The organism is Desulfosalsimonas propionicica (assembly GCF_013761005.1).
GTDB lineage: Bacteria > Desulfobacterota > Desulfobacteria > Desulfobacterales > Desulfosalsimonadaceae > Desulfosalsimonas > Desulfosalsimonas propionicica.
The window spans coordinates 16,093-29,233 of sequence record NZ_JACDUS010000001.1 but is presented as its reverse complement, the minus strand read 5'-3'; the positions used below and the strand labels follow the sequence as shown (position 1 = coordinate 29,233).

Sequence of the window (13,141 nt, the reverse complement as noted above, 5' to 3'; positions counted from 1 at the left end):
GTTTTTTCAGCCCTATTGTTTCGGCGGTTTTTCGGCATCCAGCAAAGCCCGGACCTTTCTGAGCAGTTCATCGGTGGTAAAGGGCTTTTGCAGAAGCTGCATGTCCTTGTGGAGTACGAAATTGGTATGAATGGCGTTTCCGTTGTATCCGCTGGAAAAAAGTACCCGGAAATCCGGGCTGAATTCCTTGATGGCGTCATGAACCTGTCGGCCGTCTTTTATGGGCATGACCACGTCAAGAACCGCCAGATCGATTTTGTCACGGTTTTGGGTAAACAATTCAATGGCTGTCTCGCCGTCTTTTGCGCAAAAGACCTTGTATCCGGCCCGGCTTAGCACGGTCTGCATCAAGTCGCAGACCATTTTATCATCTTCTGCCACCAGGAGAGTTTCGGTACCGCCCTTTACCCGCCCCTGGAGGTTGACCTCCACATCCGTTGCCCGTCTTTGGGTTACCGGCAGATAGATTTTAAACATGGTGCCCCGGCCCGGCTCGGAGTAGACATTGATCATGCCCTGATGCTGGCAGATGATGCCGTAAGCTGTGGACAGACCCATACCGTTGTTTTTCTCCCGTGGTTTGGTGGTAAAGAACGGCTCAAAAATTCTGGCGGCTGTTTGGGAATCCATGCCGCAGCCTGCGTCTGTGACGCTGATCAGCGCAAACCGTCCCGGTTCGGCCCATTCATGGGTCCGGCAGTACTGGCCGTTGATGAGCACATTTTCGGTTTCAATGGTTACGGTGCCGCCTTCGGGCATGGCATCTTTGGCATTGAGGCATAAATTGAGCAACACCTGCTGGATATGGGCGGCATCAAGGTGTGCCCGGCCCACGTGCCGCCCCGGGATATAGTCGATTTCGATTTTTTCTCCGATCAGACCCCGCAGCATGGATATGGTTTTCTCAATGAGCCCGTTGATTTCTACCTCTTTCATCTGCATGATTTGCTTTCTGCTGAATGCCAGCAGGTGGCGGACCATGTCCGCTGCCCGGCTGCCGGCGGCGCTGATTTCATTTAAACACGCCCGGCTCGGGTGGTGCTGTTCCAGTTCATCGGCCATAAGATCTGCATAACCGTTGATGATCTGGAGCAGATTATTGAATTCATGAGCAATTCCGCCTGAAAGCTTGCCCACGGCTTCCAGTTTCTGGCTATGCCGCAGCCGTTCTTCGAGCTTTTTGCGCTCTTTTTCGGCCTGTTTCTGATCCGTGATGTCCATGCCGGTAAAACTCAGGCCAAGGGACAGGTTCCGGGGATCAATGGGGGCGGATCTCAGGGAAATTTCCAAACTTTGGCCGTTTTTGGTCTGCCATCTGGTTTCCATCGTGCCCAGGCCCTTTTGTGCAATCTGCTCCTGTATCTCCAGAGCTACCCGGTCGTAATCCCTTTTTTCCGGGTACAGAATCCGGGCGCTTTTTCCCACCAGCTGATCCCGCCGGTATCCCGTCATCTCGCAGAGCCGTTCATTGACGTCCCGGATGATCCGGTCCCGGACAATCTCGTTTTCCATCATGGGCTCCACGAAGCCCAGAGCGATGGGAGATGTGTGAAACAGGCTGCTCAGCTGCGCTTTTTGTTCAGCAATCTCGGTCATGGCCTGTTTCAGTTGCTGGGTTTCCTCCACGCACATGAGTATGCGGGGATCGGCCTGGTTTTCTCCATTATCAATGCACATGGTGGAGACAAAAACCGTGCAGCTAAACCGGGTCTCTTCGGATTGCTTGTTAAGGCGGGCTTTGCGGCGGTAGCAGGCGGCGCGGCGCTCCATGGCTTCTCTGATGGCCTGGTTGATTTCGCATTGCCCGCAGGCAGGGGTTTTTCCGCACCCCTCTGGATAATCTTCGGCATTACAGCAGCACAAAACCTCGCCCGGCGGCTTTCCGCCCATGTCGTCCAAAGGCTCGCGAGAATCCGGGTTTTCAGGCATGATCAGATTCTGTACCCGCCGCTGGCTGTCGATGAGCAGTATAAGCAGATTGGTGTTTTCGGAAATGTCTGGAAAGGGCGGTTTGGGATCACGGTTCAGCTTCATGGATCTCCTCTGGCAGTGCCATGTTGGCTGCCTGTGGGATGCAGGTGACAGAAAGGCGCATTTATCTGCTGAGGTTTATTTTTAGAAATATGCATTAAAAAATAAATTTATCTTAAAAACGCAGCAAAGGTCAAAATCTTTTTATTGGATTTTAAATCCCTTATCCCTTGTTGCCCTGGGACAATAAATGGCGTATAAACAGATCAGGTCAGCAAGGGAAAAAAGGGCGGCACCATGTGTCTGGAGGCGGCCGCGCGCCAGCCAAAGCTGTTTAAAACATGGCAGAAACGACCGTCAAGGGGAGCGTCGATGGTAATTGCCGCTTCGGTGAAGGGGTGATCAAACACCACCCGTACCGCTGCCAGCAAAAGCCGGGAGCAGCCGAAGGTTCTGGCAAAAAAGCGGTTGTGACGACCGTCTCCGTGGGGCTGGTCCCCGATGACCGGATGGGAGATATGATGCAGGTGCCGCCGGATCTGGTGGAGTCGGCCGGTTTCCGGACGGGCCAGGATAAGCGAATACCGGCTGGTGGGATAGCGGTTCACCGGGTAGGGCAGTTCAATGGTGCCCAGGCGCAAAAACCGGGTCAGCGCGGGCTGGATAATGTTGGTGCGTTTTTTTTTGTCCCGGTATCTGGCCAGGGGCTTGTCAATGATGCCCGATTCTGGCGCCCATCCCCGGACCACGGCCAGATAGAGCTTGGTGACCTGGCGGTCTGAAAAGCATTGGGCCAGGCGCCCGGCGGCTTTCGGGTAAAGCCCGAAAATCAGGACCCCGGAGGTGGGCTTGTCCAGGCGGTGGACCGGGTAGACATGGCAGCCCACCTGGTCGCGCACCATCTGGAGGGCAAACCGGGTGTTTCGGGGCACCAGGCGGCTTCTGTGCACCATGAGACCGGCCGGCTTGTTGACAGCCACAAAATGCGTGTCCATGTAAAGGATTTCCATGGACCGGTTTTTATCAGCCAAATTCTGATTTTGCCAGATCCAAATGCAAAATCAGACAAAATTGTCAAAAAGGGATGTTTCATGAAGATCCTGCTTACCGGCGGGGCCGGATACATCGGCACCCACACATGCGTTTCACTCATTGCGGCCGGCCACAGGCCAGTTGTGGCCGACAATCTGGTCAATGCCAGGGCTGAATCAGTCCTTCGGGTGGAAAAAATCGCCGGCACCTGTGTGCCGTTTTATCAAACAGATCTGCGCAACAAGACGGAACTGCGACAGATATTTGACAATGAGCAGATCGAATGCGTGATTCATTTCGCTGGGTTAAAAAGCGTTGCCGAATCCGTGCAAAAGCCTTTGTCCTATTATGACAACAACCTGGGGGCGACTCTTGCCCTCTGCGAGGTCATGGCGGATCTCGGGGTCAGGGACTTGGTTTTCAGCTCTTCTGCCACGGTCTATGGCAGCCCGGAGCAGGTGCCCATTAAAGAGGACGCCCCGGTTGCGCCCTTTAACCCGTACGGCCGCACCAAGCTGATGATCGAGCAGATTCTCAAGGATCTGAGCGCTGCAGACCCGCGCTGGAACGTGGCCCTGCTGCGGTATTTCAACCCGGTTGGCGCCCATGTCAGCGGGCTGATCGGAGAGGACCCGGCTGATATTCCCAACAACCTGATGCCCTATATCAGTGCTGTGGCTGTGGGCCGGCTGGCTGAAGTGCAGGTGTTTGGCAATGACTATCCCACCGCCGACGGCACAGGCGTGCGCGATTACATCCATGTCATGGACCTGGCAGAGGGACATGTGCGGGCTCTGGAAAAGCTTTGGCAAAACTGCGGCTGTGTTACCTACAATCTGGGCACGGGACGGGGCTATTCCGTGCTGGAAATGATTGTGGCATTTGAAAACGCCTGCAACAAAAAAATCCCCTATCGCATCACCGGACGCCGGCCCGGCGATATCGCCGAATGCTATGCAGACCCCGGCCTTGCGCAAAAGGAGCTAAACTGGCAGGCCCAACACGGCATTGACAGAATGTGCGTTGATACATGGCGCTGGCAGTCCATGAACCCGAAGGGGTATAGGGAATAAAGCCAAATTGTTGCCGCAACAGGTTGTCCTTTCTGCCAGGCTCATTTTTCCGCCGGGTCCTGCGGGTCAGTACTTTGTGGCTTTGCAAGTGCTGAAATATTTTCACAGGAGGTTTGCATGACAAAAAAAATTTTTATCACCGGTGCGTCCTCGGGCATCGGGCGGGCTGTGGCCCTGGAGATGGCGGCACGCGGATATGGCTTGGCTCTGGCGGCCCGGCGGGTGGAAAACCTGGAACAACTGCGTGATGAAATCAAGCAAAAGGGCATTGATGTGCCAATGGCTGTCCGGGCTCTGGATGTGGCTGATACTGACCGGGTGGCGCCGGTTTTTGCTGAGCTGGCAGAAGAGATCGGGGGCGTGGATATTGTTTTTGCCAATGCCGGCGTGGGTCTGGGCGAGCGCATCGGCAGAAACGAGTTTGACAAGGCCCGCAAAACCGTTGCGGTTAACCTGACCGGCGCCATGGCCACGGTGGATGCGGCTGTTGCCTATTTTCTGGCAAAAGGCGGCGGGCACGTGGTGGGCATCTCCTCTGTGGCCGCCCTGCGGGGAATGCCCAAAAGTTCGGCCTATTCGGCCTCCAAGGCCGGCATTGCGGTTTATCTTGAAGCTTTGCGTGCCGAGACCCTTGGCAAAAACATTGATGTTACGGTGCTGTATCCCGGCTACATTGACACGCCCTTAAACAACATGCTCAAAAACCGGCCCTTTTTGATTTCCCTTGAAAAAGGTGCCCGGATCATTGCCGACCGGATCGAAAAAAAGACCCGGTCCGCGTTTGTGCCCGCCTGGCCCTGGGCCGTGGTGGCAAGGCTGCTAAAGATCCTGCCTACCGGCGTGATCGCGCGGATGTAGGTTTATTGCGGCTGTGCCGGAATGATTTCAAATCGGTGTTTTTAAGCCCGGCAGCCTTCAAAGCCGGAAGCTCAGACGGTTTTCGCATGTGTCGGGTCGGGTGTGATTTGTTTGTCTGCGGATCGCTTTGGCCGATTGTCCCGGGGCGCTGGCTGGAATTTCAAAAACTCGGGCTTTGCCCTCAGACAGTTTGAAATTCCGGACGCCATCGCCCCGGGACAATCTTTTGGCCAAACCGCTCCAATGCAGTCAAACAAACCACCCCCGCCCCGCCCCATGGCCAGCGCACTGGAAATGTCCGGCAGCAAATATCTTCGGATACCGGTCTGAGGTGGGTAGATTTGAAAGGGTATTTTCAATGTTTTTTGCAGAGCTGTTGAATTCGGAATAAGGTCCCCAGGGAAGCCCGAAGGACGGGGGGCGGGTTTTTGAAGCGACATTGAGCGTTTTTGCGGGAAAATTCAGTCAATGCCGGAGCCGGAAAATTTCAAACTGTTTGAGGGCGCTTGCGCCCGAGTTTGTAAATTTTGGCGAAGGCATTGGCTGAATCCGCAAAAACGATCCGGAGCGAAAAAACCCGGCCCCGGCCGCAGGGCTTTCCTCCTTCGGGCTTTCAAGATTGGCTTGCAGCAGCGTGGGAAAAGGATTCTTCTTTAGGGGGAGCCGGCAGGATCAGAATTCGTCATAGGCGATCATTTCAGGTTCCACACCGTAGTTGTCCAGGGTTTCCAGGCACGCTCTGAGCATCATGGGCGGGCCGCAGAGATAATATTCCACCTCCGAGGGATCCGGGTGGGACTGGAGAAAATGCGCTTCCAGGCTCTGGTGGATAAACCCGGTCATCCCGTCCCACTCGTCTTCGGGCAGGGGGTCGGATAAGGCCACGTGATAGGCGAAATGGTCAAATTCTTTGTCGAGTTTTTTGAACTCCTCGTCATAGAGCATTTCCTGGCGGTTTCTGGCACCGTACCAGAAAGTCATGGGCCGGTGGGTTTTCACGGACAAAAGCTGCTGGCGGATCTGGCCGCGCAGGGGAGCCATGCCCGCACCCCCGCCAATAAAACACATCTCCCGCCGGCTGTCGGCCACCCGAAAATCGCCGAACGGACCGCTTAAGCTTACCCGGTCGCCGGGCTTGAGGCTGAAAATATAAGACGAGCCCACACCCGGGGGTGCGCCGGGCTGGTCCGGCGGCGGGGTGGCGATGCGGATGGTAAACATCAGGGGATTGGCTTCAAACGGGGGATTGGCAAGGCTGTAGGCCCGGTATACGGGCTCTTCGTTTACAGCCTCAAGGCTCCACAGGTCATATTCGTCCCAGGCCTGTTTAAAGGGCTGCTCAATCTCAAAGTCTGAAAAAGACACCCTGTAGGGCGGAATATCGATCTGCATGTACTGGCCGGCCTCAAATTCAATGGCCCGGTCCTGGTCGATATTGACCGCCAGTTCCTTGATAAAGGTGCCGATGCTTTTATTGGAGGTCACGGTGCCTTCGTATTTTTCAATGGCAAAGATTTCCGGCGGAATTTCGATTTCCATGTCCTGTCGGATTTTCAACTGGCAGGACAGCCGAACATTGTCCTGCTTTTCCGCCCGGGACAGGTGGGGCAGTTCCGTTGGGAGGATATCGCCGCCCCCGGCCACCACCCGGCACTTGCACTGGCCGCAGGAACCGCTGCCGCCGCAGGCCGAGGGCAGGTAGATCTGGTTTTGGTTTAAGGCCGCCAAAAGCGATGTGCCGGCTTTGGCTGAAATCGGATTCTGCTTGTCCTCGTTGATGACGATCTGCTGCTGACCCTTGCGCGCCACCCGGGATTCCACAAGCAGCAGCAAAGTCACCAGTACCAGGATGATCCCGGAAAATGTGCCGATGCTGATCAGGTAAATCAAGTTTCCCCCGTGTTACATGGTAATGCCGGAAAACAGCATAAACGCCATGGCCATCAGTCCGGTAACAATCATGGTAATGGCAAATCCCTCCAGTCCGCTTGGCAGGTCCGCGTAGCGCAGCTTGATGCGCGCTGCGGCCATGGCCACAATGGCCAGCATCCAGCCCACACCCGCGCCAAAGCCAAAGACCACCGATTCAATAAAGGTCAGGTTGCGCTCCACCATAAACAGCGAGCCGCCCAGAATGGCGCAGTTTACTGCAATCAGGGGCAGAAAAATGCCCAGACCCGCATACAGGGAAGCGGAAAACCGGTCGATGATGATCTCAATGGCCTGGACCATGGCGGCAATCACCGAAATAAAAATGATGAGTTTTAAAAAGCTCAGGTCCACATCCGGCAGCCCGGCCCAGGCCAGGGCGCCAGGGGACAGCAGCCCGTGGAATATCAGCCAGTTGACGGGTGTGGTCACGGTGAGCACAAAAATCACCGCAAAGCCAAGGCCCACAGCGGTTTCGATGTTTTTTGACACCGCCACAAACGAGCACATCCCCAGAAAATAGGCCAGCAGAATGTTGCCGGCAAAAACGGAATTCAAAAACAGGCTGAGCAGTTCGACCATAACCTTTTCCGCTATTTTCTTGAATTAACTAGGTATTTCTGCAGCCAGGCCATCAGCCCGATGATGATAAAGGCCGCAGGCGCCAGCAGCATCAGGCCCATGTCCTCGTAGCCCGCCGCATAGAGGCGTTCGGGTACCACGGTGTATCCAAAAATGCTTCCCGAGCCAAACAATTCCCGGATCAGGGCCACGCTCATCAGCACCGAGCCGTAGCCCACCCCGTTTCCCAGTCCGTCAACAAACGCCAGGTGCGGCGGGTTGGAAAGGGCAAAGCCTTCGGCCCGGCCCAGGATGATGCAGTTGGTGATGATCAGGCCCACAAATACAGACAAAAGCTTGCTGATTTCAAAATAATAGGCCCGCAGAAACTCGTCTGCCAGGATTACCAGGGAAGCAATCACCGCCAGCTCCACGATGATGCGGATATTGCCGGGAATCACGTTTCGCAGCAGGGAAATGATCAGATTCGACAGGGAGACCACAAATGTCATGGCAAGGGTCATGACAAAGGCGGTCTTTAACTGCACGGTCACGGCCAGTGCCGAGCAGATGCCCAGCATCTGCATGTTAATAGGGTTTTCATACCAGGCCGGTCCGGCAAATGTCTTAAATGCTTTGGTGCGGGTCAGTTTCATTTCTCCCCCGGGTCAGTTGGTTCCTGAAGACGACAGCTCAGGCGCTGTTTGCGAAAGCACAGGGATACGGGTTCATATCTGGACAGGGTTTTTTCAAGCCCTTTGGAAAGATACCGGCCCGTGAGGGTGGCCCCGCTGATGCCGTCGACGTAATGGGACTCTTTTTCCTCCGGGACACGTTTGTCCACATCCCCCTTGGCAATCTGTACGGCCACAAACCGGCCGGTGCGATCAACGATTTTTTTGCCTTCAAAATTTTCCTGAAACCACTGCTTTTCAATTTCCCCGCCCAGGCCCGGGGTTTCGGAGTGCTCGTAGACCGTAAAGCCGGCTACTGTGGAACCGTCGTTTTCCAGTGCCATGTAACCGTAAATCTTGCCCCACAGGCCCTGGCTTTCAATGGGGATGATATAGTTTTGGATCTCCCCGTTTTTTGTATACAGGTAAATGGTAAGAACCTGTCCGTCCCCGGCCTTGTCCTCTGCGGGCTCTGCGATTTCGCCGGCAGCAGACACCCGGATTTTATCAATGTTTTTTTCGTATATATCCCGGATCTGCTCCGGGGTGTAAGCCTTGTCCCGGGATGCCAGATCCACGGTATAAAGGACGTTTTTCTGCCGGTCACTGAGCCGGTTTTTTTCCTGCATCGGCTGCAGTCCCGTGGCTGCGGCAGTCAGCAAAACCCCGCAGACCAGGCACATGCCCAGGGCAAAACCGATGGATTTGAGGGTCTCAGACATGGGGAATCCTTTTTTTTACCCGCAGCCGGATTTCCGTGTACTCCAGAAGGGGTGCAAACATGTTCATAAACAAAATGGCCAGCATCACGCCCTCCGGAAACGCCGGGTTGACCACCCGGATCAGCACGGTCAATGCCCCGATGAGAAAGCCGTAGATCCATTTGGCCCGGTCCGTGCCCGGCGCGGTAACCGGGTCTGTGGCCATGTAAGCCGCTCCAAAGGCAAAGCCGCCGGCCACCAGATGATAGAACGGGTTGACCGAAAACCAGGGCAGTGTGTCCGGGGATGCCGCCAGGTTGAGCAGAAATCCGGTGGCCAGCAGACCGGCCACCGCCCCCAATATGGTGCGGTAGCTGGCAATGCCGAGCAATATGAGAAGTCCGGCCCCCAGAAGAGAGCACAAGGCCGATGTGCCGCCGATGGTGCCCGGGTACTGGCCCCAAAACAGCGTTGCAAACGTGTAGCCCTGGTCAGTGAGTATTTCCTGGATGCTGTTAAACGGGGCCTGAAGTTCGGTCACGGCCAGGGGGGTGGGGCCGGTGACCGCATCCACGGCTCCGGCGGCCTTTTGCTTTGCCGCCACCCAAACGGCATTTCCCGACAGCTGGGCCGGGTAAGCGAAAAAAACAAACGCCCTGGCTGTCAGCGCCGGGTTAAACAGGTTTCTGCCGGTTCCGCCGAATACTTCTTTGCCGATAACCACCCCGAAGGTGATGCCCACGGCTACCTGCCACAGGGGAATGGTGGGCGGCAGGGTCAGGGGAAACAGCAGACCCGTGACCAGAAATCCCTCGCTGATGGGATGTTTTCGGATGGCGGCAAACAAAAGTTCCCAGAAAAGCCCCACTGCGTAGGATACCAGGATGATGGGCAGAACAGTGCCCAGACCCGTTGTAAATGAAGGTATAAACGCCGTGGACATCTCAGATGCCAGGCGGCTGTGGTATCCGGTGTTGTAAATGCCGAAAAGCAGGGGCGGGATAAGGGCCACGAGCACAGAGCTCATAAACCGTTTCAGATCCAGGCTGTCGCGCACCAGGGGGCGGTTTTTCGTGGCTTCTGCGGGAAAGAAAAACACGTCTTCAATGGCTTCAAATAATGGGCCCAGTTTTTCCAGCCGGCCCCCGGATTCAAAATGTTTGCGGGGCACATCAAATATTTTGCGCAAATTTTTCTCAATCCATCCCATGGGCTAAATCCGCTGCCTGAAATAAGCCTGTTTGGTTTCCTGAAAGGTCTGGCACAGTTCGATTTTCGACGGGCACACATAGGAGCAAAGCCCGCATTCCACACAGTCGAGCATGCCGTGGGAAAGGGCCTCCTCGATTTCCCCGGCCCGGATGCATTTATAGGTGAACTGGGGCAGAATATCGACCGGGCAGGCCCGGGTGCAGTTGCCGCAGTTCACGCACGCCCGCACGGATCCGTGCATGTCCGCATCAAGGGGCAAAGGCCGGGGATTGAAAACAGACAGAAACGTGCGCGAGCATGTGGGCTTGTTCCACCCCGGGCGCATGAACCCAAGCATCTCCCGCTTTGCCGATTCCGTGATAATGCCCACGGCGGTTTCATACAAGCCGAGATGAAAATCCGGACCGCTGGAATAGCCCCGAAACAAACCACCGGCAATCCATCTGGAGCCGGAGCTTTCCCCGGGATCGGCCAGAATGCCCAAAGGCGCCCCGATGCGGGTTTGCCGGTAACAGCCCCGGACGGATTTTCCGGACACGGCCACCGTGCGCCGGACCGGAAATTTTCCGGTTTCCAGAAATTCGCCGATCAATCGTACATCCTGGCCGCTTACAAACCAGGCATGATTGTCCTCAGGGCGGATCTTGGCATGATAATGGACCACGGACGGATCATCAAAGGGATAGCCCCCTGAAACCCGGTGGGTGACCCGGCTTTCAATTTGTTGGTCACCAAGGGCGGTATCCGCAGCGCAGCAGACAAACAAGCTGCCGCATAAAATTTCCAGGGCGTTGATGCCGGTCTGGAAAAAACGGTTGTCTTGAGGGCTTTGCAACCAGGTGTCCGGCGGCGGGTGAAACGGGTCCTGGTTGGTGGCTGCAATCCAGATAGCTGCAGGGCTTTGGCCCGGATTTGCCACCCCCCGGTAGACAATGTCCCGAATAACCGGCCATACCCCGCCTTTTAGCAAAATTTCCGTCAGGGCGCCGGGGGTTATCCCGTCGAGTTTGTCTGCCGGATACGGGGTGAAATCTTCAGTGGTTTGCTCTTTGTCAAGTCGGATGACAACCTCGCGGATCACCCGCCTGGGCCCGTATACAACATCCGCGATTTTTCCGGCCCCGGGAGCAGCAAATACAATATCGGTGTTTTGTTTGTCCTCGTAAAGCGGTGTGCCGAGGTTCACCCGGTCGCCCTTGGATTTCAGCAGCCGGGCCTTTAGCAGGGGGATGCGTTCAGGTGCGGATGCCACGGTTTCGGGTTCCGGGGCCCTGTCCACAAAATGCTCCGGACGGCCGGCAATCTTGAGTCCGCAGGATATCTGGGCGCTTGCGCGTTTCATGGATGATTTCAATCTCCGGGTTTCCGTATATTGCCGGCCGCGCCGGCAACTACAATGGCCATGGTGTTTTTCAGTCCTGCCTATTATAACTGCAATCCGGGTTTCCTGCAAAAAATTCCCGGCAGACATGCTTTGCGCGATGGATCGGCCGGGTCATCCCACAAAGGGGCGGCGCAGCACCGTGTCTTTTCTCCAGCGCTGGTCGTTTTTATACGGGTATGCGATGTTATAGTGCAGGCCGCGGCTTTCCTTGCGGTGCATGGCGCACCGGATGATGAGTTCGGCTACGATGGCGATGTTGCGCAGTTCAATGAGGTTGGGGGTGACCTTGAAGTTCCAGTAGTATTCCTGGATTTCGTCGCTGATGATCTCAATTCTGCGCCGGGCCCGGGCCAGGCGCTTATCCGAGCGGACGATACCCACGTAATTCCACATGAGCCTGCGGATTTCATTCCAGGTGTGGGTGATGACAATGGCTTCGTCGCTGTCCATGGTTCCCATATCATCCCACACAGGAATATCGGCGATATCGGAAAAATCCGTATCCCGGATTTCCTCTGCAGCCGTGAGGGCCGCCTGGTGGGCGTAAACCAGCCCTTCGAGAAGGGAGTTGCTGGCCAGGCGGTTGGCTCCGTGCAGACCCGTACAGGCGGTTTCGCCGATGGCGTAGAGACGCTGGATGCTGGTTCTGCCGTGGATGTCCGTGGATACTCCTCCGCACATGTAATGGGCCGCCGGCACAACGGGCAGGGCCTGGCGGGTCATGTCAAAACCGAATTCCAGACATTTTGCATACAAATGGGGAAAGCGCGAGCGCACAAATTCCGGATCCCGGTGGGAGATGTCGAGAAACACGGCCTCATCGCCGCGTTTTTTGAGTTCCGAGTCAATGGCCCGGGCCACCACGTCCCGGCAGGCCAGTTCCCGCTGGGGGGTGTAGTCGGCCATAAAGGCGGTGCCGTCGGAGTTGCGCAAAATCCCGCCCTCTCCCCGGATGGTTTCGGAAATCAGGAAATTCTTTGCCTGCGGATGAAACAGACAGGTGGGGTGAAACTGGACAAATTCCAGGTTTGCCACCGCCGCCCCGGCCCGGTAGGCCATGGCAATGCCGTCGCCTGTGGCGATATCCGGGTTGCTGGTATAGGCATAGACCTTGCCGGAACCGCCCGTGGCCAGCACAACGATGCCGGCCAGAAATGTGTGGATTTCACCGGTATCGCGTTTGAGCACGTATGTGCCAAAACATTGATCCTCGTGGCCGGTGATGGTCTGCCCGCGCTTTAGCCGGGTGGAGCGGGTGATCAGGTCAATGGCGATATGATTTTCAAATATGTCAATGCGCTCATGATGCCTTGCCCGGTTGACCAGGGCTTCTTCCACGGCCCGGCCCGTGAGGTCGTCGACGTGAACGATCCGGTTAAATCCGTGGCCGCCTTCCCGGCACAGGTCCAGTTCCAGCCGGCCGTCATTGCTTTGGTTAAAGCCCACGCCGATTTCGGCCAACTCCCGGATTCGGTCCGGGGCCGAGCAAACCACCATTTCCACAACGTTTTGGTTGCACAGCCCGTCGCCCGAGGCCAGGGTGTCGGCAACATGGGATTCAAATGTGTCATCCGGATCCAGCACCGCGGCAATGCCGCCCTGGGCGTAAACCGTGTTGCTGTCCGTGAGGCCTTTTTTGGTGACAATGGCCACCCGGCTGTGCTCGGCGGTTTTCAGGGCGAACAAAAGCCCGGCAACCCCGCTTCCGATGACCAAAAAGTCAAATCGGTGTTCCATAGATGGGCT

Annotated in this window: 11 protein-coding genes; 2 read left to right on the top strand and 9 right to left on the bottom strand. The window is 56.1% G+C overall.

All coding sequences use genetic code 11. The features are described from left to right. Positions 1 to 12: 12 nt before the first annotated feature. Entirely contained in the window at positions 13 to 2,034 is a 2,022-nt protein-coding gene (locus HNR65_RS00145; protein WP_181549427.1) for an ATP-binding protein, read from the bottom strand. A gap of 203 nt (positions 2,035 to 2,237) precedes the next feature. Continuing rightward, on the bottom strand, positions 2,238 to 3,002 hold the full coding sequence (locus tag HNR65_RS00140; RefSeq protein WP_232364592.1) for a pseudouridine synthase: 765 nt from the start codon (positions 3,000 to 3,002) through the stop codon (positions 2,238 to 2,240). 60 nt (positions 3,003 to 3,062) lie between these two features. Here HNR65_RS00140 and galE point away from each other — a divergent pair, with 60 nt between their 5' ends. Together galE and HNR65_RS00130 are read left to right on the top strand one after the other, a co-directional pair. Next, entirely contained in the window at positions 3,063 to 4,076 is a 1,014-nt protein-coding gene (galE, locus tag HNR65_RS00135) for a UDP-glucose 4-epimerase GalE (RefSeq protein WP_181549426.1), read from the top strand. Positions 4,077 to 4,193: 117 nt separating this feature from the next. Further along, a complete protein-coding gene (locus HNR65_RS00130; protein ID WP_181549425.1) occupies positions 4,194 to 4,934 on the top strand; it encodes an SDR family oxidoreductase in 741 nt (246 codons plus the stop codon). 672 nt (positions 4,935 to 5,606) lie between these two features. Here HNR65_RS00130 and nqrF read toward each other — a convergent pair. From nqrF to nadB, 7 genes are all read right to left on the bottom strand, one after another. Then, positions 5,607 to 6,824 carry an NADH:ubiquinone reductase (Na(+)-transporting) subunit F gene (nqrF, locus tag HNR65_RS00125; RefSeq protein ID WP_181549424.1) on the bottom strand — a complete coding sequence of 406 codons (1,218 nt, stop codon included), beginning with the start codon at positions 6,822 to 6,824 and terminating at the stop codon, positions 5,607 to 5,609. 12 nt (positions 6,825 to 6,836) lie between these two features. Then, positions 6,837 to 7,445, bottom strand: a complete 609-nt coding sequence (gene nqrE, locus HNR65_RS00120) for an NADH:ubiquinone reductase (Na(+)-transporting) subunit E (protein WP_181549423.1) — start codon at positions 7,443 to 7,445, stop codon at positions 6,837 to 6,839. A gap of 11 nt (positions 7,446 to 7,456) precedes the next feature. Beyond that, the gene (locus HNR65_RS00115; protein WP_181549422.1) at positions 7,457 to 8,080 is read right to left on the bottom strand and encodes an NADH:ubiquinone reductase (Na(+)-transporting) subunit D; all 624 of its coding nucleotides are present in this window, start codon (positions 8,078 to 8,080) and stop codon (positions 7,457 to 7,459) included. Beyond that, a complete protein-coding gene (nqrC, locus tag HNR65_RS00110; RefSeq protein WP_181549421.1) occupies positions 8,077 to 8,820 on the bottom strand; it encodes an NADH:ubiquinone reductase (Na(+)-transporting) subunit C in 744 nt (247 codons plus the stop codon). The genes HNR65_RS00115 and nqrC overlap by 4 nt, the downstream gene beginning before the upstream one ends. Beyond that, complete coding sequence (locus tag HNR65_RS00105; RefSeq protein ID WP_181549420.1) at positions 8,813 to 10,009, bottom strand: NADH:ubiquinone reductase (Na(+)-transporting) subunit B; 1,197 nt, start codon at positions 10,007 to 10,009, stop codon at positions 8,813 to 8,815. Before HNR65_RS00105 ends, nqrC begins: the two co-directional genes overlap by 8 nt. A gap of 3 nt (positions 10,010 to 10,012) precedes the next feature. Beyond that, positions 10,013 to 11,353 (bottom strand): 4Fe-4S dicluster domain-containing protein, encoded by a 1,341-nt coding sequence (locus tag HNR65_RS00100; protein WP_181549419.1) that lies wholly within the window; start codon positions 11,351 to 11,353, stop codon positions 10,013 to 10,015. A 153-nt stretch (positions 11,354 to 11,506) separates the two neighbouring features. Then, the gene (gene nadB / locus HNR65_RS00095) at positions 11,507 to 13,132 is read right to left on the bottom strand and encodes an L-aspartate oxidase (protein WP_181549418.1); all 1,626 of its coding nucleotides are present in this window, start codon (positions 13,130 to 13,132) and stop codon (positions 11,507 to 11,509) included. Between the last annotated feature and the right edge of the window lie 9 nt (positions 13,133 to 13,141).